The sequence below is a fragment of the Hymenobacter convexus genome, from assembly GCF_030580955.1.
Classification (GTDB): domain Bacteria; phylum Bacteroidota; class Bacteroidia; order Cytophagales; family Hymenobacteraceae; genus Hymenobacter.
Map to the genome: position 1 here is coordinate 634,649 of NZ_JAUQON010000001.1, position 19,483 is coordinate 654,131.

A 19,483-nucleotide genomic window follows, 5' to 3' on the forward strand; every position below is an offset into this window, starting at 1 on the left:
CCTGTTTTTTACCCAAAAATGACCCTACACAAAATTCGGTCTATCCAGCTTTTTGGCGATGCGATACGCGGCATTCATCAGCCCGACGTGGCTGTAGGCCTGCGGGAAATTGCCCCATTGCGAGCCGGTTTTGGCGTCTACGTCTTCCGAGAGCAGTCCCAGGTGGTTGGTGTAGCCGATGAGCTTTTCGAACTCCCGAATGGCGTCGTCCAGCCGGCCCACGCAGGCCAGGGCCTCCACGTACCAGAAAGAGCAGATGAGAAACGTGGTTTCGGGCGTGCCAAAATCGTCGGCGTGGCGGTAGCGGTAGAACAGGCCTTCCGGCGTCATCAGCTCCTTTTCGAGAGCTTCGAGGTGGCGCCGGGCGCGGTCGGAGGCCGGGTCGAGGTAGCCCATGAGGATGAGCTGCAGCGTGCTGGCGTCGAGATGCGGCGAGCCGATGGCGTTGGTGTAGGCGCCCAGCTCTTCGCTGTAGCACTGCTCGATGCGGCGCGCGGCTTCATCGAGCAGCTCGGTGGCCAGGGTTTCCATTTGCTCGTTGCCGAGGGCGCGGGCCGTTTGGCGGGCGGCGTGGGCGCCGGCCCAGTGAAATAGGTAGGTGTAGCAGTGGTACTGCGCCAGGTTGCGAAACTCCCAGAGGCCGGCGTCGGGCACGTCCATGGTGGCCCGAATCAGGTGCAGGGCCTCGTACATGAGGGTGGCGGGGTTGGCCCGCTCGCGGTTCACGAAGCGCTGGTCCACATACAGCGGCAGCAGCGCCACCAGCACCTGGCCGTACACGTCGTTCTGCACGTGGGTGTAGGCGTCGTTGCCGATGCGCACCGGCTGGTTGCCGAGATAACCGGCTAAATCCAGCTCTTGCTCCACCAGCTCCGACGACCCGCTGATGCCGTAGAGCGGCTGGTATTTGCCTTGCACTTTGGTCGAAATATTGGCGATGTAGTGGAAGTAGCGCTCCATCTCCTCAAAATGGCCGATGTTGTTGAAGGCCGTGAGAATGTAGTAGGTGTCGCGCATCCAGCAGTAGCGGTAGTCCCAGTTGCGGGTGCTGCCGGGGGCCTCGGGCAGGCTGGTGGTGCTGGCCGCGATGATGGCGCCGGTGTCTTCGTACTGGTGCATCTTCAGGGCCAACGCCGAGCGAATCACCGCGTCCTGGTGGAAGTTGCCGATGCTCATGTTCTTCACCCACTTGCGCCAGTAGTCGCCAGTGGCACTCAGAAACCGCTCCGCCGTGCTTTCCAGCGGCGCTTCCAGCGGGGCGCCGTAGGTGAGCACGAGGTACTTGGTTTCGTTCAGAACGAAGTCTTCACCGTCGAGCACGTAGGTGAGGGCGATGTTGGTGGTGAGGCGGATTTCTTCTTCCAGGCCCAGGTAAGCAATGTGGTTGGAGCTGCGGCGGTGCGTCAGCGCCTTGCTGCCGTACTCGCCCACGGGGTTGCACACCACGCGCACGCGGGGCGCGCCGGCCAGCGGCTCCAGCTTCCGGACGAACATGAGCGGCTTGTAGTTGCGCTCATACTGCTCGAAGCGCGGCGCGAAGTCCGTGACGCGGTAGCACCCGTCGGCCGTCGTGATTTCGGTGCGCAGCACGTTGGTATTTTCCTGGTAATACTGCTCCGACTCGAACGCGCCGCCGTGGGCCGGCCGCACGCTGAATTCGCCGCCTTTCCGGGTATCGAGCAGGCTGCCAAACACGAAGCTGCTGTCGAAGCGCGGCCAGCACAGCCAGGCCACCGACGTATCGGTGTTGATGAGGGCGAGAAAGGCGCAGTTGCCAATCAGGCCCATGTCATACGTGTGTTTCGTCATCAGGAGGGGCACAAATGAAGCGGTGGCCCACCGGGCCGGCTGCCGGGGTGTACCCCGTTTTTCGGCCAGAGGTTGCCCGCCCCGGTGCCTGAGCAGGGTTCGAAGGCCCGATTGCGCCGTACCTGCTGCGCCGCCAGGCGGCTGCTTTTATCGACTGGCAGGGGGGATGACAACAATCAACCGGCCGGGTAATCACCGTCAGGACATTGGCTGGGGGAGAAGGCGAAATTGGGGTATTGCCCTGGCGCTGTCCCGGCCATTTGCCGGGCTGTGGCTGGCCCATAGCCAGCAGCCCAGGGGCCATGCTGTTCGATTCATCCATCGCCCAACCTGCCTTTTCGATGCAAACCCTGGAAGCCCCCGTGCTCACGGCCGAGCACCTGACCGATGCCGACATCACAGCCGCCATCGAGCTGGTTTTGACCACGCAGCCCGGCCTGGCCACCCAGCCGATAGCCGTGGCTACCCGCCAGGGCATTGTGGAGCTCACCGGCACCGTCGACCACCTGCTGGCCCGGGCCCGCGCCGAGGAACTGGCCCTGGCCGTGCGCGGGGTGCGCGCCGTGCTCAATGGGCTGGCGGTGGCCGCCGTGGCAGTCCCGGACTCTGAGCTCTACCTCAACGTGGGCCGGGCCCTGGCCGACGACCCCACCGCCCGCGACTACAACCTGCGCCACGCCGTGGCCGACGGCACCGTCACCCTCACCGGCACCGTGCAGTGGTGGCCCGAAAAGCAGCTGGCCCTGCGCCTGGTGCAGGGCGTGCGCGGCGTGCGCCGCATCATCGACAGCCCGCTGACGGTGCGCGGGGGCGAGCTGCCAAAAGCTGACGAGGACATCACCACGCAGCTGCGTGAGCAACTGGAATGGGACATTCGGGTGAATAAAAACCAGGTGCAAGTGCGCACCACCGACCGGGTGGTGCACCTGGCCGGGGCCGTGCGCTCGGCCGCCGCCAAAGCCCGCATTGTGGCCCTGGCGGAGCAGGCCGGCGCCGCGCGGGTAGATGCCCGCGCCTTAGTGGTGGCCCGCTCGGTGCTTGCGCCGGTGCCGGAACGGGCCGAATGTGCTCCGCCCGCCGACGCCGACATTGCCCAGGCGGTGCGCGAGGTATTCCGCCGCGACCCGCGCCTCGCGGCCTTTCAGCCGCTGGTGCAGGTGCACGAGGGCGCCGTGACGGTGGCCGGCACGGTGGGCAGCCTGTGCGCCCGCGATGCCGCCGCGGAGGCCGCCCGCCACGTGGTGGGCGTGTGGCAGGTGCACAACCTGCTGAAGGTGCGCCCCGACCGGTTCTGGCCCGACGCCGACATCCGCCAGCGCCTGGCCGATGCCCTGCGCCGCGACCCCTACCTGCACGGCTTTGAGCTGAGTGTGAACGTGCTCAGCGGCAAATCCTACCTCTACGGGCGCGTCGACAGCTACTTCGAACAGGAGCAGGCCGCCGGAGTGGCCGCTGCCATCACGGGCGTGGTGGAGGTCGAAAACCGCATCAGCGTGCCCGGCGACGGTGTGGCCACCGCCGATGCATTGGCCGGCCACCTCACCGGCAACCTGGCCCTGCCCGCGCCGCTGCCACCCGCCTGCCAGGACTGCGACCTGGCCGAACGCATCCGGGCGCGCTATTTCTGGTCGGCCAGCCTGCACGGTCAACCCGTGGAAGTGCAGGCCCACCACGGCCGCGTCAGCCTGACGGGCTTCGTCGATACCTGGCTGGACCGCCACGAAGCCGCCGCCACGGCCCGCGAGCTGGGCGCCCGCGACGTGAATAACCATCTCCGCATTCGCTTCGAGCCGGCGCATTAGCGGGCTCCTTTTTTCTCCATTGCTATGAAAACTGCCGCCTTTGCCAATTACCGGCACCAACATTTCTACGGCCACCCCGGCGCCCCGGACCCCGCCCCCGCCATGAGCGCCGCCGTGCGCCGCGCCAGCCAGCAGGCCGATGCCGCCCTCACGCCCCGCGCCCGGGACCGCGCCAACTACCCGCCGGTTGGCCGGCCGAACCCGGCCAGCCAGGACCGGCCCGCGCCTGACCCCGTCCTGGCGCTTCCTCTCGATTAATGAAGCCTGCTCATTAAACCAGTAGGCCCTGGGGGCGGAGGCGCGGCGCCACTGCCTGCGCGGCAGCCTGTTTCACCGCAGCGGCTGGGCCCGGCTCATTCAGGAAAGCCCCGTTCCATTGCTTCTGCCGCCCGCCGAGGATTGGGGCTATGGAGTGGAATTGAGCAAAACCTCATGCAGCGCACGGCTGCATGTAGTGGGCTGCATAATCAGCTTCTGCTATAGCAAGCCTCCATCCCAACCCTTCACTTTCGCCTGCTTCGTTATGAATCCCACCTTCCTGGTATTGGCCAACTTATCGGATACCGCCCGGCAGGCGGCCCGCCACGCCGCTGCCCTGGGCGCGGGGCTGCACGTGCGCCTGGCACTGTTGCACCTGTTTCACAACCCCGTGCTCGACCCCGACCTGGTGACCCTGACCACCCACCGCGCCCAACGCAGCCGGGCCGAAACCGCCGCTGCCTTGCGCGCCGTGCACCTGTCGGTACCGGCCGAGGTAGAAGTATCCATCGGCACCTTGCCCAATGCCGTGGCCGGGGCCGTGCTGCGCTGCAACCCGCTGCTGCTGGCCATGGGCCTGAGCGCCGAGCACAACCTGCTCGACCATGTGCTGCACAACCAGGCCCTGCCCGCGCTGCGCGCCACCCACCTGCCGCTGCTGCTGGTGCCCGAAGCCGCTCCACCGCCCCGGCGCCCGCGCCGCGTGCTCATCGCCGCCGATGCCGAACCGTTTAAGTTGAACGCAGCCGCTTGCCGCCTGGCGCCGCTGCTGGCTTCCTGGATGGCCTCCTACACGGTGGTGCACGGGCAGGCCCACGCCCAACACCTGGCCCGGGCCGCCCAAATGGCCCTCACCAATGTGCGCCACAGCAGGCTGCTGCCCGCCGCGGCCCCGCTGGACCTCTACGACGAGCCGCTCCTGACGCCCGCCGCCGGCGTGCTGCACGCGTTGGCCGAAACCCGGGCCGACCTGCTGGTGCTGGTTTCGCGGCCCCGCAGCTTTTGGGGGCGGCTGTTTCATCGCAGCGTCACGGCGCGGGTGCTGCGCCACGCCCAGGTGCCCGTGCTATTGCTGCCGGCCGAAGCCCCGGAACTGCCCGGCTGGATGCCGAACATGGGTTGAACGGTCCCCCGCAACTACTCCCGCCCGTCAGGCTAGCACGCGCTGTATCAGTGAAATGTGATGCAACCACTCCCCAAGGCTGGTGGCCCGCATCGCACCCGGCCTGCGCCGCCGATTTTACGTTATCGGCTGCCCGCAAGCTGGGTGGGTTGCGCGAAACCTACTGAGTATCATTCGCTGATATCGAACGAAAAGACCTGATAAAAATCAGCTGCCCGGCTGATTCTCGTCAGGTGTCATTTCCGGATTGATATAAATTTTTGTCTTTCGCCAATCCTCTGTCTTATGCCTACTTCCGTCGATTTCCTGCAGCTTGTATACTGTGCTTCTACTATCACCCCGGCTGTGGGGGCCGGCTGGTGCGTAACGGCCACACCGGCGCTGGTGAAGCAAGCGGCCGCGCCGCTGTATGTGCCAGTGCCCAGCCAGCTGGTAGTGGCCTGGGCCTGAAAGCCATCCGCAAAAGCCAACGGCTCTCAACCTGCCGGCCACTTCTGGTTGCGCTACCAGTTGGGCTGGCGCAGCTTGTCGGCCTGCACCACCCGAATGCCGTGGGCTGTTTGCTCAATCAGACCGTCGTGCTTGAACTCGCTCAGTGTCCGAATCAGCGACTCCGGCGCGATGCCCACCACGGCGGCCAGGTCGTCGCGCGAGAGTTGGATGGCCGCCTCGGGCCCTTGCTCGTGCAGGCGCAGCAGGGTGGTGGCCACGCGGCGGCGCAGCGAGTCGTAGGCCATGCCCAGCAGCTGCTGCTCGCGCTCGTTCACGCGGCCGGCCAGCAGGCGCACAAACTGCTCGCCCACGGCCGGGTGCCGGTGCAGCAGCTGCATAAAGTCTTCCTGCGGAATGTAGAGCAGCACCGCGTCGTCAAGCACCACGGCCGAGTCGCCGTGCGGGCGCTGCTCCAGCAGCGGCAGGTAGCCCAGAAATTCGCCCGGGCCGTATACGCCCGTAATCAATTCCTTGCCGCCGGGCGTGCGGCGCACGGTTTTCACGCGGCCGCTCTGCACAAAGTAGAGGCGCGTGGCCTCGTCGCCCTCGGCGTAGAGTTCCTGCTTTTTGCGTAGGGCGTGGGGCTTGCGGTCGGCGGTGAGGCCCGAGAGGTGGCCCACGCTGGTGGCGTCGTCCAGGAACTGGTGCAGGCCGCCGGGGGCACGCAGGTCGTAGTCGGGCCGCAGCTGGCCGAAGCGCGCCAGCCGGCTGTGGATGGCGCTCAGCAGCTCGGTTTCCTCGAAGGGCTTGGTCAGGTAGTCGTCGGCGCCCAGCTCCATGCCGCGGCGCAGGTCGGCGCGCTCGGTTTTGGCCGTGAGGAAGATGAAGGGCACGCCGGCCAGCTGCGGGTTCTGGCTGAAGATGTGCAGCACGCCGTAGCCGTCGAGCACGGGCATCATGATGTCGCACACCACCAAATCGGGCTTGGTGGCGAGGGCTTTCTCCACCCCGATTTTGCCGTTTTCGGCCGTTAGCACCGCGTAGCCGGCCAGCTCCAGAATCTCGGCCGTGTTTTCGCGAATCAGGTCGCTGTCTTCAATCAGCAGAATGGTTTTCATAAGGGAGGGTGATGGTGACGGTGGTGCCCTGGCCCAGTTCGCTGTCGAGGCGGACGGTGCCCCCCAGCAGCTCCAGGTAACGGGCAATGATGTAGAGCCCCAGGCCGGTGCCGGGCAGGTTGGCCGCGTTGCGGGCCCGAAAAAAGCGCTCGAACAGGTGTTCCTGGTCTTCGCGGGCAATGCCCACGCCCTCGTCCTGCACGCTGAGCGTGAGCCAGCCGGCCTCCGTGGCCGCGCGCACCGTGACGGTGGTGTGGTCGGGCGAGTACTTGAAAGCGTTCGATAGTAAATTAACCAGCACCTTGCGCAGCAGCGAGGCATCGGTCCAGAGCAGGTCCAGCGGCCCAAATTCCTCGCGCACGCGCTGGCCGGACTTGCGCAGGCCCTCGGCGTCGGCCCGGGCCTCGCGCAGCAGCGCGGGCAGCGCCACCTCGGCGGGGTGGGCCGCCAGGCGGCCTTCCTCGATTTTGCCCACCGAGAGAAACTCCTCCAGAATATCGGTCAGGTGTTTCACCGAGGTGCGAATGCGCTCGAGGTGGCGCAGGCGCTTGTCCTGCTGCTCGGCGGTGGGGTATTTTTCGATGAGCGTGGCCGAGGTGAGCACCGCCGTGAGCGGGGTGCGAAACTCGTGCGAGGCCATGCTCACGAAGCGCGACTTCAGCTCGCCCAGCTCCCGCTCGGCGGCCAGGGCCTGGCTCAGCTCCTGGCTGCGCAGCTCCAGCTGGGCCAGGGTGGTTTCCAGGGCGTGGGTGCGGTCGGCCACCTTCTGCTCCAGCTCGGCGTTGAGGCGGGCCACGCGCTTGTTCTGGATGAGTAGCTCGCGCTCGGCGTCTTTCTTGAAGGTGATGTCGATGACGTAGGCCACCACGAACAGTTCCTCGTCGAGGTGGAAATAGCTCAGGCTCACCTCCACCGGAAACTCCGAGCCGTCGCGGCGGCGGGCCATCAGGTCGCGGTTGTGGCCCATGGCCCGCACCTCGGGGTGGGCATTGAAGGACGTGCGCAGCCGTTCGTGGTAGCCGCCAATGGTGGCCGGCACCAGCGCCTCCACGCGCAAGCCCAGCAAGGCGTGCTCGGGGTAGCCAAACACGCTGTGGGCCTTGCCGTTGGCCAGCACAATGGCGCCCGCCCGGTTGCACATGATGATGCCGATGGTGGCGTGGCTCACCACGGCCTCGAACCGGCCCAGGCTCATGGCCAGGCTGCGCTCGGCGGTGTGCAGGCGGTCGGTGTCGGTGAGGCGGGCCACGAAGTAGCGCCGGCCTTCCACCAGCAAGTTGGTGAGTTCAATCGAAGCCCAGAAGAGGTTGCCCGACTGCCGCCGCAGCTCGGTTTCGAACTCGTAGCGCCCCTCGGGGGGCACTTGCGCGCACAGGGCCGCCCACTCCTCGGGCGTCAGGCGCTGGCTGAGCAGGGTCCGGCGCGGGTCGTCGTACAAGGCCTGGGCCGAAGGGTAGCCCAGCAGCCGGTAGCCCGCCTCGTTCACCCGCGTAAACCAGCCCTGCTCCACGTCATATAAGCCCACAAAGTCCTTGGTCTGCTCAAACAGGATTTCCGTGAGGGGATTGTGGTGTAAGTCAGCCGGCATGGGAAGCAAAAATTAATAGCATAAGGCCACGACAAAGAGCCGAATGCGCAAAGCTGTTCATTTAAATCGGCTTTGCTGGGGACGGGCTGCCCCGCCGCAACGACATTTTCAGGCGTGGCCGGTTTATAATCCAAATTTAAGTCAATATAATATATTTATTTGTCTATATTAAACCAGTCGATATCTGCGTTGCCAGCATCGTTGAATTTCGCCGTGCGGGAGCAGAACAATCCCACTTTAGCCCCAATCCATTTCCCCTCGCGGGCCTTGAACTCGGCGCCCAGCGGCTGAAAATGCTGGTTGTCGAAGCTGTAGCTGAACTGGCACATGGCGCCCGCCCGCACCGCCACCCGCAGGTAGATGGGCTGGCCGGCGCGGGCCGCGGGCACTTCCACGGGGGGCGTAGCGGTTTCGGCCGTGCCCTTGTCGGCGTCCTTGCACACGCTTTGGCTGAGCAGCAGCCGGCCGCCTTGGTTGCTAAGGCCAAGGTAGGCATAATCGAGCCCCATCATCAGCAACGCCACCTTCTCGCCTTCCACCCGGGGGCTGAAGGTGAGCTTGGCCGTGGCCGTAAACGCCTCGGCAGGCAGCTTTTGCAGCAGCAGATTGGGCACCTGCCACAGGTTTTTGTAGCCCTCGGGCAGCGGCACCGAGTAGAGGCGCAGGTAGCCGGCCGCCGGGTTGAGGTAGGCCCAGTAGTCCTGCGGGTTGGCGTGCCACTGCCACTGCCGGCCCAACGGCACGCGGCCAAACCCATCCGAAGTGGGCGGCGTGGCCAGCGGCTGGGCCGGGCTCTTGATGCGCGGCTTGCGATACGTGAGCACCGGCTGGCCCTTGCCGTCGCCGTCGGGGTCTTCGCCGATGACGGGCCAGTCGTTTTTCCAAACCATCGGCTGCAAATGCACCACCCGCCCATACGCGCCCTGGTCCTGGAAGTGCAGAAACCAGTCCTCGCCCGCGTCGGTGTCCACCCAGGCGCCCTGGTGCGGGCCGTTGATGGGCGTTTTGCCCTGGTCCATCACAATTTTCTCCTCGTACGGCCCGTACACGCTGCGGGAGCGCAGCACCAGCTGCCAGCCCGTGGGCACGCCGCCGGCCGGCGCGAAGATGTAGTAGTAGCCGTTGCGCTTGTAAAACTTGGGGCCTTCCAGCGTGGGGTGGCCGGCGTGCCCGTCAAACACCAGCACGTCATCGCCAGTGAGGCGCAGGCCGCTGGGCGCCATTGGGCTAATGGCCAGGATGGTTTTGATGCCGGCCCGCGAGCCTGCAAAGCCGTGCACGAGGTAGGCCCGGCCGTCGGCATCCCACAGCGGGCAAGGGTCAATCCAACCCTTGGCCTCCTTCACGCACACCGGCGCCGACCACGGCCCGGCCGGGTTTTTGGCCTTCGTCACGAAAATACCGAGGTCCGGGTCGGGGTAATAGAGGTAGAATTCCTGGTTGTGGTAGCGGATGGCCGGCGCCCACACGCCGTTGCCGTGCTGGGGCTCTCGGTAGCGCGCCAGCGGCGGCTGGGCCCCGAACACGTTGCCGATGATGGACCAGTTCACCAGGTCTTTGGAGTGCAGAATCTGCAGCCCCGGCACGCAGTTGAAGCTCGACGAAGTCAGGTAAAAGTCGCTGCCGACGCGCACCACGTCGGGGTCGGAATAGTCGGCATAGAGCACCGGGTTCTTGTAGCGGCCGTTGCCCAGGTCGGGCACCCACACTTTCGAGAGGTTGGAAGTGGGGGTTTGGGCGGGCGCCGGCTGTAGTGCCAGGAAAAGCAGGCCCGCCAGCAGGCCAATAAATGGCCGGAAGCGAACGAAGGAGCGTCGTTTCATAGATGGGGTGAAGGTCGGGCAGAACGACGAATTACCCGCCTGCTCGCCCGAAATAAGCCGGATTACCAGAAATTAGCCCCAACTTCCCCCTGTTCAATCGCCACACTTCTGCTTTTATGATAAACCGCTTGTTTGCCAGTGCCATTGGGCTGAGTTTGTTGCTGCTGAGCGCCTTCGCGCCGGCGCCGGGCAAAATCACCGTCTACCTAATCGGCGATTCCACCATGTCCATCAAAGAGGTGAAAAACTACCCCGAAACGGGCTGGGGCATGCCTTTTGTCAACTTTTTTGACGAAACCGTGACCGTCGACAACCGCGCCCAGAACGGCCGCAGCACCAAAAGCTTCCTGGCCGAAAACCGCTGGCAGCCCGTGGCTAAAGCCCTGAAGCCCGGCGACTACGTCTTCATCCAGTTCGGGCACAACGACGAGGTGCCCACCAAGAAAACCTATACCACCGAAGCCGAATTCAAGGCCAACCTCGTCCGCTACGTCACCGAAACCCGGGCCCAAAAGGCGCTGCCGGTGCTCATCACGCCCGTGGCGCGCCGCAAGTTCGATGCGGCCGGCAAAGTGGAGGGCACGCACAACATATACTCCGAAATTGTGCGCGTCACGGCTGCCGAGCAAAAAGTGCCCCTCATCGACCTCGACCGCGAAAGCCAGGCACTGCTCCAGCAGATGGGCGTCGAAAATTCCCGCCTGCTCTTCAACCAGCTCGCTCCCGGCGAGCACCCCAACTACCCCGACGGCAAGGAAGATAACACCCATTTCAACGAGCTGGGCGCCCGCAAAATGGCTCAAATCGTGCTGGCTGATATTCGCACCCTCAAGCTGGAGCTGGCCAACCGCATCGTGCAGCGCTCCGCCGCCAAGACGGTAGACCCGCAGGCGCGGTAGGCTCGACTGGTTATTAGCAGAACGTCATGCTGAGCGCAGCCGAGGCATCTCTACCGCTGTAGTAATTATTTACTCCCGCGGTAGAGATGCTTCGGCTGCGCTCAGCATGACGTTTCTTAATTTCAAATCCAATCAACACCCACACCCACAACGCTACTTGAGCACCGTGCTGCGGTGGTTGAGGCGGATAACCTGGCCCTCCTTTTTGCCGTGCTGCTTGAACTTGGCCCCGGGCAGGGGCGCCAGTACCAGGCGCGGCAGGGTGCAGTCGTCGAGCGGCACTTCGATGAGGCCGTAGCCCGCTGCCTGCACGTCCAGAATCTGGCCTTCATACACCGGGTCGGTGAGCTGGAAGCGGCCTTCGGAGTCTGTTACGTAGGTTTCGTGGGTGCCTTTGATGAGCAGGGTAGCGCCAAGCAGCGGCTTGCCGTTGGGGTCGTAAACGGTGCCCATGAGCGGGGCGCAGGCCAGACGCGGGCGAGCAGGAGCCGTGCGCTCGGGCCGGGCTGAGAGGGCGATGCGCTCGGGCGAATTGCCCGGAGCGGTGCTCCGTGAATCGGCTTGCTGGGCCGCGGCCGAATGTGTTCCGCCAACGGCTGCCACTGCTAAAAAGAGGAAAAAAAGGCGCATAGCAAACGGGTTAAGAGAGGAATGCGGACTTGCCAGCTGAGACCGGGTGGAACTGGCAATTCCTTAACACGCAACTACCTAAAGGAAGTTGCCCTGCCAAGCCAGAATTCACGCAATCGATGGCGTTAGCCTGGCGCGGTTTTTATTCGGTAGCAGCAGCGGTTTTCACGCGTTATTCACTGCCAAACATCTAAGTTGCAACTTAAAATCGATAACATGCTATCCTTTTTCAAAGAATTTTTTTCAGCGGCGGTTTCCCGGCGTGCAGTAGGGGCGTTGGGGCTGAGCCTGCTGGCGGCCGGGCCGGGCCGCGCGCAGGGCCTGCTGGCCTTTCCGGGGGCCGAGGGCGCGGGGCGTTTCACCACGGGCGGACGGGGCACGGCGACGCAACCGACGACGGTGCTGGAAGTCACCAATCTGCTTGATGACGGCAAACCCGGCAGCCTGCGCTACGCCGTGCAGTTGAACGAGGCCAAAGCCCCGGCGCGCACCATTGTGTTTCGGGTGTCGGGCACTATTCACCTGGTTTCGCCGCTCACCATCAGCAAGGCCAACACCACTCTTGCGGGCCAGACGGCGCCCGGCGACGGCATTTGCCTGGCCGATTTCCCGGTGTCGGTGAAGGCGAATAATGTCATTGTGCGCTTCATTCGGTTTCGGATGGGCGACAAAAACCAGAATCAGGGCTTCGTGGACGGCGCCGGCGGCGACGATGCCTTCGGCGGCCTGCGCAACAACCACCTCATCATCGACCACTGCTCGATGAGCTGGAGCACCGACGAGGCCTTGAGCGTGTACGAAGGCGACAGTACCACGCTGCAGTGGAACATCATGGCCGAGCCGCTGAACTATTCCTACCACTACGAGAAGGGCGATACCGATTTTGAGCGGCACGGCTTCGGGGGCATCTGGGGCGGGCAGCACGCTTCGTTTCACCACAACCTGTTTGCGCACTGCAAAAACCGCACGCCGCGCTTCAACGGCAGCCGCTATACTCACCCGGCGGGCTTCGAAAACTGCGATTTCAGCAACAACGTCATCTACAACTGGGGCGAAAACAACGTGTATGCCGGCGAGGGCGGCAACTACAACATCGTGAACAACTACTACAAGCCGGGCCCTAGCACCAATCCCAAGGTGAAAGCCCAGGTGTTGAATCCGTATAAAATCGACAAGGAAAAGGGCCGCCTGCCCTACGGCAAGTTCTACTTGGCCGGCAACTACGTGGACGGCGCCCCCGCCGTGACGGCCCACAACTGGCGCGGCGTGGTGATGAACGGCGGCACCGCCGCCGACACCGCACAGGCGAAAGTCACCAAGCCCTTTGCCTTGGGCCCCTTCGCCCCGCAGCCCGCCAAAGCCGCCTACGAAGCCGTGCTACAAGGCGTGGGTGCCACCCGGCCCGTGCGCGACACACTGGACCAGCGCATCATTCGGGAGGTGCGCACGGGCACGGGCACTATCATCGACGTGCAGGGCCACTACCCCCACGGCACGCCCTACAGCGTGAGCCAGCGCGCGTGGCCGGCGCTGAAATCGGCTCCCGCCCCGGCCGATGCCGACCACGACGGCATGCCCGATGCCTGGGAAAAAGCCCACGGCCTCAACCCCCAAAACGCCGCTGACCGCGCCTTAGCTGCCGCCAATGGCTACCCGAACCTGGAGAATTATCTGAACAGCCTCGTGCCGGCGGTGGCAAAAGCCAGCGTGCCCGCAGCGCCCAAGGCCGCGAAGAAATGGACGCCGGTGCCCGTGCCCGTGCCCGCTGCGGCGAAAGCGAAAAGGTAACCTACAGCAAACAACGCAAGAACGTCATGCTGAGCGCAGCCGAAGCATCTCTACCGGGCAAGTAATTAATTACTCCACGCAGTAGAGATGCTTCGGCTGCGCTCAGCATAACGTTCTGGTTGCTCTCGGGCTTTCCTTGTTTCCTTCACGCGGGCAGCGTGGCGAATTCACAAAACACAATGCGGTTGCCGAAGGGGTCGGTTACTTCCATTTCCAGCACCCGGTCGCTCCAGTAAGCGGGCTGGAGGGTGGGATGGAGGGGGAGGTTTTTGCTCAGCAGCTGGCGGTGGAAGGCGAGGAGGCCCTGCATCTCGGCCCGGGCCTTGGCGCCGGCGGGCACGTCGTCGGGCAGGGCGTTGAGGTGGAGGATGACCTCGCGGCGTGATACCTGCACGTAGACCGGCTTCTTGTCGCGCACTTCTTCCCAGTCGATTCGAAAGCCCAGCCAGTTGATGTAGAAGTCAATAGCTTTCGCATAATCGGAAATAGTGAAAACCGGGGTCACCATATAAGCGTGCAGAAACATACGGGAACAATAGCGGAGGAATGCCTCTGAGTATAGTGCTGTTAAATCACGGTAAGGTAAACAATAATGAGGGCTTTCGGCAACCAAGCGGTTGATTTAATGCCCAAAAGCCGCTGCTTGATGCCCACGGGCTACATTTAGCGCCATGATATCTTTCGCCGAATACGACCAGCTCGACGGGCTGGCCATGGCCGGGCTCGTGCGCGGCGGCCAACTCACCGCCGCCGACCTCTGCGCCGCCGCCATTGCCCGCGCCGAAACCGTGAACCCGCGCCTCAATGCCGTGGTGCACCCGCTGTATGCGGCCGCGCAGGCGCGGGCAGGGGCTGGGCTGCCGGCCGGGCCGTTTGGCGGGGTGCCGTTTCTGCTGAAAGATTTTGGGGCGCAGTATGCCGGGGCGCCGCACACCTCGGGCAGCCGGGCCCTGCGCGGCTTCGTGCCGAAGGAAGACGCCGAGCTGGTTCGCCGCTGGCAGGCGGCGGGCCTCAACATCCTGGGCAAAACCAACACGCCCGAATTTGCCCTCATGGGCGTGACCGAACCCCTACTACACGGCCCTACCCGCAACCCCTGGCACCTGGGCCACACGCCCGGCGGCAGCAGCGGCGGGGCGGCGGCGGCCGTGGCGGCGGGCATCGTGCCGGTGGCCGGGGCCGGCGACGGGGGCGGCTCCATTCGGATTCCGGCGGCGTGCTGCGGGCTGTTTGGGCTGAAGCCAAGCCGGGGGCGCGTGCCCACCGGCCCCGAGCAGGGCGAAAAGTGGCAGGGCGCCGCCGTGGAGCACGTCCTCAGCCGCTCGGTGCGCGACAGCGCGGCCATGCTGGATGCCACCTGCGGGCCGGATGCGGGCGCGCCGTATTTCCTGCCCAATCCGGTCCGACCGTATCTGGAAGAAGTGGGCCGGCCGCCCGGCCGGCTGCGCATTGCCTTCAGCCTGGGCCACCCGTTGGGCAGCGCGTTGCACCCGGAGTGCGCCACGGCCGTGCGCGATGCGGCGAACCTGCTCGAAAGCCTGGGGCATGAGGTGGAGGAAGTGCCACTGCCTTTCGATGGCCGCGCCGTGGCGTCGGCGTTTCTGATGCTGTATTTTGGCGAAACCGGGGCCAGCATTGCGGTGCTGGCCAGGCACCTAGGCCGGCCCGCCCGGCCCGCCGACGTGGAGCCCACCACCTGGCTGCTGGGCCTGCTGGGCCGTACCTACACCGCCGCCGACTTTGCCGCCGCCCGCCACAGCTGGAACGACAGCGCCCGCCGCATGGGCCGCTTCCACCAAACATACGACCTGCTCCTGACGCCCACCCTGGCCACGCCGCCCGTGCGCATCGGCGAGCTGCAGCCCAAGCCGCTGGAGCAAAAGCTGCTGAAGCTGGTGAACACCTTCGGGCTGGGCGGCCTCATCCGCCGCTCGGGCCTGGTGGAAAAGCTGGCCGAGCAAAGCCTCGAAAAAACGCCCTACACCCAGGTGGCCAACCTCACGGGCCAGCCCGCCATGTCGGTGCCCCTGCACTGGACGGCCGAGGGGCTACCCTGCGGCGTGCAGTTCATCGCGAAGCTGGGGGCCGAGGACATGCTGTTTCAACTGGCCGGCCAGCTGGAGCAGGCGCGGCCGTGGTTTGGGAAGCGTCCGATGTTATAGCTCGGACGCTGGGAGTTGGCGAGTGGCCCGGCTTGGGGAAAATAGCTACCTTTTGGTCCTGCAACCTAACTCCGCTTGCTCATGCCCTCATCTGCTATTTCCCGCCGCGAAGCCCTGCGGGCGGCCGCCCTGCTGGGCACCACCGCGCTGCTGAGCAGCCCGGCCGCCGGCGCGCCGCATCACCTGCCGCCACCCGCCGGCCAAACGCCCGCCCTCAGCCCCGCCGACCAGGCGGCGATTGATGCCGCGCTGGGCAAAAAGGGCAGCTACAAAGAGGCCGAAGCCACTCACCTCGTGGCCCTGCCGCGCAACGACCTCAAGGTGACCATCAGGGGCGAGGCTGTGCCTATTTCCTTCGGCTTCGGGGGGTGGGTGGCCATTAAGCGCACCCTCGATGGCAAGTCGGCCATGCTGATGAGCGACACCGTGCTGCTACAGGAAGAAGTGAACCCGCTGATTTCGGCGGCCCTGGCCAATGGACTTGAAATCGGGGCCATTCACAACCACTTTTTCTATGAAGAGCCGCGTGTGTTCTACATGCACATCATGGGCATGGGCGCGCCAGCCGAGCTGGCCCGGAAATTCGCCGCCACGCTCAAAGACTCGAAGCTGCTACCCGCCAACCAGCCCCAGCCCAGCGCCCCGCCTGCCGCGCAAGCGGGCAACAGCGCCACGCCCGCCGCCGGCCCACCCACCGGCAAGGAGCTGTTCGACCTGCCCGCCCTCGATGCCATTGTGCACTACCCCGGTGTGGTGAACGGCCCCACTTATAAGTACACCGTGGGCCGAGCCGACGTGCAGTCGCTGATGATGGGCACGGAGATGACCGCCGCCATCGGCCTGAATTCGTGGGCGGCGTTTGCCGGTACGCAGGCCGCCGCCCACGTGGCCGGCGACATTGCCATGCTGGAGCACGAGGTCAATCCCGTCATCAAAACCCTCCGCGCCCACCAGCTCGAAGTGGTGGCCGTGCACAACCACATGCTGGGTGACACGCCGCGCATGATGTTTCTGCACTATTACGGCCGGGGCCCCGCTGCCGAACTGGCCCGCGGGTTTCGTGCTGCGCTCGACCAACTGGGCCACCCGGCAGCGAGTGCCATGCCCGGCATGAAGCACTGAATGGTGAGGGAGTAAAAGCGGGGCGCTATCAGCCGCTTATTCCTTATTCCAGCACCAGGCGCCGGGCTTGCTCGCCGCAGCGCACGATGTAGACCCCGGCCCGGAGCGCGGGCAGCACTAGGCCGGCGGCTTCGTAGGTGGGGCGGGCATCGGCGGCTACTAGGCGGCCCACGGCGTCGAAAACCTGTACGGGCTGGCCGGCCGGCAAGCCCGTGGCCCACACGGTGCCGCGGCTGGGGTTGGGCCACAGGGTGAGGTCGGAATCGTTGGGAGAGCGGCGCGCCAAGTCGGCCACACTGGTCACGAAGCCCTGGTCGGCATAATAGCTGTAGTACTTGGTGCCGCCGGGCAGCGTGGCGGTGCCCAGCTGCAAGGTGGGGCCTTCGAACGTGCCGGTGATGCGCACATCGCCACCCGGGGCCTGGGCAATGGCTGCGCTGTAGTCGCCGCCGGGGCCGCCGCCGCACAGGGCCCAGCGCCAGGCGCCGGTGGCATCGAGTTGCGCCACGGCTACATCGGTGCCGCCGGCCACCGGCTGGGGCGGCAAGGCACCGAAGGTGGCCACGGAGCCGGACACGCTGCCGGCCACCGTCAGGTGCCCGTCGGCGCTGCGCACGATGCCGCGGCCGAAGTCGTCGCTGGGGCTGCCGCCGCGCACGGCCCATTGCCAGGCCCCGGCCGGGCTGAGGCTGGCCACCAGCAAGTCGTAGCTGTCGTCGTTTTTGGGCACTGCAATGGCCCCGAGTCGGGCCACACTGCCCGCTACCGCGCCGGTGATGTAGGCGTTGCCGGCCGCATCGACGGCAATGCCGTTGCCGGTGGCCGTGTTGGCGGTGCCGGCGTGGGTAGCCCAAAGCCACCGGCCGGATGCATCGAGCTTGGCCACAAACAGGTCCTTGGAACGGGTGGCGTTGGGCAGTTGAATGGAGCCGAAAGTGGCCTGGCTTGCTTCAAAAAAGCCCGTGACGTAGGCGTTGCCGCTGCCATCGAGGGCAATGCCCTGGCCGAAATCGTAGGCCGCACCGCCGCCGCGCACCGCCCAGTCCCAGGTGCCGGCGGTGTTGAGCTTGGCCACAAACACGCCGTAACCGTAGGATTCCAGGGACGTGTTGCCAAACTGCGGGTTTCCGTTGAAACCGCCCGTGATGTACACATTGCCCGGCCCATCCACGGCCAGGGCCGTGCCCAGCATGTATAAAAAGCGTGCGCTGGGGTTGGTGGCCGTGGTCACGCGCAGCCAGGTGCCGGTGGGGCTGAGCTTAGCTACAAACACAGGCGTGCTGCCGTTAGCGAAGACGGGGTTGGCCACGGCCAGCGCGCCAAAGCGGATGTCGTTGCTTTCCAGGTAGCCGGTGATGTACACGTTGCCGCTGGCATCGAGGGCCACTGCTTTGCTAATGTCCCAGCCGTTGCCCCCGGCCTGCACGGCCCAGCGGTAGTGGCCCTTCGCGTCGAGGGAGGCCACGTAAATGTCGTAGTCGCCCACGGCGGTGAGCATGGTGCTGCCCAGCTTGAGCGTGTTGCGGAAAATGCCCGTCACGTAGGAATTGCCGGCTGCATCGGTGGCAACGCCGGTGTTTTGAACCTGCTGTTCGTAGGTGGTAGGCGCGTCGCCGCCCACGGCCCAGTCGAAGCCCGGAACCTGGGCCCGGACGGGCGTGGCGAGGAACAGGGTCAGCAACCCAATTAGCCCGCAGGCCAGAGGTAATAGTCGCTTCATAGCAGAAGAAAGGGGGATAAGTGGACCTAAGCGTGAAGATATGGATGGCTGCGGAATTGCGGCGCACCCGTTGGCGGTTTGCCGCGCTGTGGTGGCCGGCCGTGCGCCGTGCCGGTTTCGCTGGCCCGAAAAAAGCCCGTCGGCATGCGGCGAACGCACCCCAACGGGCTTCCAAACGGCCATCGGCGGCCGGCTACTTGTCGAACACCTCGTTCAGCATGCCGGCCAGGCGGATGCCGGCTTTGAGAATCTGGTCTTCCACGGTGGGGCCGAAAGTGGGGTAGAAGTGCCAGTCGAACTTGGGGTTGGTGCTGGCGGCGGCATAGGCCGGCGGGCACAGCTGGTACGACTCGAAGAGCCAGGCCGTGGGGTCGCTTTTCTGCCAGTCCTTGATTTGGGCGGGGGAGGCGTGGTCATAGGCGGCCGTCATTTCGGTGAAGGTGAAGCCGGGGTATTCCACCAGGTCGCCGTCCCAGATGCTGTGCAGGTTGGTGTCGCGCCCGCGCCAGTTCACCATGATGCTGTTGCCGCCCTTGTCTTCGAGGTGGCCCAGGTGCAGGGGCTGGTGCACATCGCCCACCAGATGAATCAGGAATTTTAGGGCAATGCGCTTTTCGTCGGCGGTTTTCTTGGGGTCTTTCAGGTCCTGGCGCATTTGCAGCAGGGCAGCGTAGGCGTTGGTGGGCAGGGCCGGGGCGGGCTGCAGCGTGGCCTTGAGCTGAGTGGTGAAGGCCGTATAGTCGAGGCCGGTGGGCACGTTCACGTAGTGCCAGGGCGCCGTGTCCTTAAACTGCGGGTCGTTGCGCAGTTCATCGGCCCAGGTGCTCACCAGCGGCATTGTTTCGCGGCCCAGAATGCGGGCCACTTCGCGCTTGGCGGTGCTGGAAAGGTGGTTTTCGGCAATGCGCGCCACGGCCCGGTGGCCAAGTACGCCCCAGGCCAGCAGGCTGTAGGGGGCGCAGGAAAGTAGGAGGAGCGCAACGAGTTTTCGGAACATCAGAGAGTTGAAGTGAGGATGGAGCAGCCCCGCAGCGCGCCGGGCCAAACCGCAAAGCTAACAGGCGCCGGCACCTCCTCCGAAAGTGTTGAGGAGCTACAGATGTGAAATGAATAAGAAGGAAAGAACGTCATGTCGAGCGCAGCCGAGACATCTCGCGTGCGGTAGTAATTCTTTCGATTTGATTACTTCGGCACGCGAGATGTCTCGGC

At 65.1% G+C, this 19,483-nt stretch carries 16 protein-coding genes; 8 read left to right on the forward strand and 8 right to left on the reverse strand.

Annotated features, from left to right (window positions below; genetic code table 11):
- Positions 1 to 24: 24 nt before the first annotated feature.
- The gene (locus Q4S41_RS02450; RefSeq protein WP_305029543.1) at positions 25 to 1,809 is read right to left on the reverse strand and encodes a glycoside hydrolase family 15 protein; all 1,785 of its coding nucleotides are present in this window, start codon (positions 1,807 to 1,809) and stop codon (positions 25 to 27) included.
- A 341-nt stretch (positions 1,810 to 2,150) separates the two neighbouring features.
- On the opposite strand from Q4S41_RS02450, the gene Q4S41_RS02455 reads away from it, so the two are divergent.
- The 4 genes from Q4S41_RS02455 to Q4S41_RS02470 all read left to right on the forward strand — a co-directional run bounded on the left by Q4S41_RS02455 (position 2,151) and on the right by Q4S41_RS02470 (position 5,442).
- The gene (locus Q4S41_RS02455; RefSeq protein WP_305029544.1) at positions 2,151 to 3,611 is read left to right on the forward strand and encodes a BON domain-containing protein; all 1,461 of its coding nucleotides are present in this window, start codon (positions 2,151 to 2,153) and stop codon (positions 3,609 to 3,611) included.
- A 24-nt stretch (positions 3,612 to 3,635) separates the two neighbouring features.
- Entirely contained in the window at positions 3,636 to 3,869 is a 234-nt protein-coding gene (locus tag Q4S41_RS02460; protein WP_305029545.1) for a hypothetical protein, read from the forward strand.
- Between the two features lie 265 nt (positions 3,870 to 4,134).
- The gene (locus Q4S41_RS02465; RefSeq protein WP_305029546.1) at positions 4,135 to 4,992 is read left to right on the forward strand and encodes a universal stress protein; all 858 of its coding nucleotides are present in this window, start codon (positions 4,135 to 4,137) and stop codon (positions 4,990 to 4,992) included.
- Positions 4,993 to 5,277: 285 nt separating this feature from the next.
- Complete coding sequence (locus tag Q4S41_RS02470) at positions 5,278 to 5,442, forward strand: hypothetical protein (protein ID WP_305029547.1); 165 nt, start codon at positions 5,278 to 5,280, stop codon at positions 5,440 to 5,442.
- Between the two features lie 53 nt (positions 5,443 to 5,495).
- Here the strand turns inward: Q4S41_RS02470 and Q4S41_RS02475 are convergent, their stop codons facing one another.
- From Q4S41_RS02475 to Q4S41_RS02485, 3 genes are all read right to left on the reverse strand, one after another.
- On the reverse strand, positions 5,496 to 6,542 hold the full coding sequence (locus Q4S41_RS02475; protein WP_305029548.1) for a response regulator: 1,047 nt from the start codon (positions 6,540 to 6,542) through the stop codon (positions 5,496 to 5,498).
- Entirely contained in the window at positions 6,520 to 8,130 is a 1,611-nt protein-coding gene (locus tag Q4S41_RS02480) for a sensor histidine kinase (RefSeq protein ID WP_305029549.1), read from the reverse strand. The genes Q4S41_RS02475 and Q4S41_RS02480 overlap by 23 nt, the downstream gene beginning before the upstream one ends.
- A 155-nt stretch (positions 8,131 to 8,285) precedes the next feature.
- A complete protein-coding gene (locus tag Q4S41_RS02485; RefSeq protein ID WP_305029550.1) occupies positions 8,286 to 9,953 on the reverse strand; it encodes a glycoside hydrolase family 43 protein in 1,668 nt (555 codons plus the stop codon).
- Between the two features lie 116 nt (positions 9,954 to 10,069).
- Between Q4S41_RS02485 and Q4S41_RS02490 the strand changes: the two genes are divergently transcribed.
- The gene (locus Q4S41_RS02490) at positions 10,070 to 10,852 is read left to right on the forward strand and encodes a rhamnogalacturonan acetylesterase (RefSeq protein WP_305029551.1); all 783 of its coding nucleotides are present in this window, start codon (positions 10,070 to 10,072) and stop codon (positions 10,850 to 10,852) included.
- Positions 10,853 to 11,005: 153 nt separating this feature from the next.
- On the opposite strand, the gene Q4S41_RS02495 is transcribed toward Q4S41_RS02490, so the two are convergent.
- Positions 11,006 to 11,482 (reverse strand): carboxypeptidase-like regulatory domain-containing protein, encoded by a 477-nt coding sequence (locus Q4S41_RS02495; protein WP_305029552.1) that lies wholly within the window; start codon positions 11,480 to 11,482, stop codon positions 11,006 to 11,008.
- Between the two features lie 216 nt (positions 11,483 to 11,698).
- On the opposite strand from Q4S41_RS02495, the gene Q4S41_RS02500 reads away from it, so the two are divergent.
- A complete protein-coding gene (locus Q4S41_RS02500) occupies positions 11,699 to 13,270 on the forward strand; it encodes a pectate lyase family protein (RefSeq protein ID WP_305029553.1) in 1,572 nt (523 codons plus the stop codon).
- 145 nt (positions 13,271 to 13,415) lie between these two features.
- Here the strand turns inward: Q4S41_RS02500 and Q4S41_RS02505 are convergent, their stop codons facing one another.
- Positions 13,416 to 13,796: a glyoxalase superfamily protein gene (locus Q4S41_RS02505; protein ID WP_305029554.1), complete on the reverse strand. Its 381-nt coding sequence runs from the start codon at positions 13,794 to 13,796 to the stop codon at positions 13,416 to 13,418.
- 145 nt (positions 13,797 to 13,941) lie between these two features.
- Here Q4S41_RS02505 and Q4S41_RS02510 point away from each other — a divergent pair, with 145 nt between their 5' ends.
- A complete protein-coding gene (locus Q4S41_RS02510; protein ID WP_305029555.1) occupies positions 13,942 to 15,432 on the forward strand; it encodes an amidase in 1,491 nt (496 codons plus the stop codon).
- A gap of 81 nt (positions 15,433 to 15,513) precedes the next feature.
- Positions 15,514 to 16,554, forward strand: a complete 1,041-nt coding sequence (locus Q4S41_RS02515; protein ID WP_305029556.1) for a DUF1259 domain-containing protein — start codon at positions 15,514 to 15,516, stop codon at positions 16,552 to 16,554.
- A gap of 43 nt (positions 16,555 to 16,597) precedes the next feature.
- Here the strand turns inward: Q4S41_RS02515 and Q4S41_RS02520 are convergent, their stop codons facing one another.
- Together Q4S41_RS02520 and Q4S41_RS02525 are read right to left on the reverse strand one after the other, a co-directional pair.
- A complete protein-coding gene (locus Q4S41_RS02520) occupies positions 16,598 to 18,274 on the reverse strand; it encodes an SBBP repeat-containing protein (protein ID WP_305029557.1) in 1,677 nt (558 codons plus the stop codon).
- Positions 18,275 to 18,467: 193 nt separating this feature from the next.
- Positions 18,468 to 19,271 carry a S1/P1 nuclease gene (locus Q4S41_RS02525; protein ID WP_305029558.1) on the reverse strand — a complete coding sequence of 268 codons (804 nt, stop codon included), beginning with the start codon at positions 19,269 to 19,271 and terminating at the stop codon, positions 18,468 to 18,470.
- Between the last annotated feature and the right edge of the window lie 212 nt (positions 19,272 to 19,483).

Bases quoted from the DNA above. Each gene is read 5' to 3' on its own strand.
- Q4S41_RS02450 (WP_305029543.1), bottom strand. From the start codon at position 1,809: ATGACGAAACACACGTATGACATGGGCCTGATTGGCAACTGCGCCTTT.
- Q4S41_RS02455 (WP_305029544.1), top strand. From the start codon at position 2,151: ATGCAAACCCTGGAAGCCCCCGTGCTCACGGCCGAGCACCTGACCGAT.
- Q4S41_RS02460 (WP_305029545.1), top strand. From the start codon at position 3,636: ATGAAAACTGCCGCCTTTGCCAATTACCGGCACCAACATTTCTACGGC.
- Q4S41_RS02465 (WP_305029546.1), top strand. From the start codon at position 4,135: ATGAATCCCACCTTCCTGGTATTGGCCAACTTATCGGATACCGCCCGG.
- Q4S41_RS02470 (WP_305029547.1), top strand. From the start codon at position 5,278: ATGCCTACTTCCGTCGATTTCCTGCAGCTTGTATACTGTGCTTCTACT.
- Q4S41_RS02475 (WP_305029548.1), bottom strand. From the start codon at position 6,542: ATGAAAACCATTCTGCTGATTGAAGACAGCGACCTGATTCGCGAAAAC.
- Q4S41_RS02480 (WP_305029549.1), bottom strand. From the start codon at position 8,130: ATGCCGGCTGACTTACACCACAATCCCCTCACGGAAATCCTGTTTGAG.
- Q4S41_RS02485 (WP_305029550.1), bottom strand. From the start codon at position 9,953: ATGAAACGACGCTCCTTCGTTCGCTTCCGGCCATTTATTGGCCTGCTG.
- Q4S41_RS02490 (WP_305029551.1), top strand. From the start codon at position 10,070: ATGATAAACCGCTTGTTTGCCAGTGCCATTGGGCTGAGTTTGTTGCTG.
- Q4S41_RS02495 (WP_305029552.1), bottom strand. From the start codon at position 11,482: ATGCGCCTTTTTTTCCTCTTTTTAGCAGTGGCAGCCGTTGGCGGAACA.
- Q4S41_RS02500 (WP_305029553.1), top strand. From the start codon at position 11,699: ATGCTATCCTTTTTCAAAGAATTTTTTTCAGCGGCGGTTTCCCGGCGT.
- Q4S41_RS02505 (WP_305029554.1), bottom strand. From the start codon at position 13,796: ATGTTTCTGCACGCTTATATGGTGACCCCGGTTTTCACTATTTCCGAT.
- Q4S41_RS02510 (WP_305029555.1), top strand. From the start codon at position 13,942: ATGATATCTTTCGCCGAATACGACCAGCTCGACGGGCTGGCCATGGCC.
- Q4S41_RS02515 (WP_305029556.1), top strand. From the start codon at position 15,514: ATGCCCTCATCTGCTATTTCCCGCCGCGAAGCCCTGCGGGCGGCCGCC.
- Q4S41_RS02520 (WP_305029557.1), bottom strand. From the start codon at position 18,274: ATGAAGCGACTATTACCTCTGGCCTGCGGGCTAATTGGGTTGCTGACC.
- Q4S41_RS02525 (WP_305029558.1), bottom strand. From the start codon at position 19,271: ATGTTCCGAAAACTCGTTGCGCTCCTCCTACTTTCCTGCGCCCCCTAC.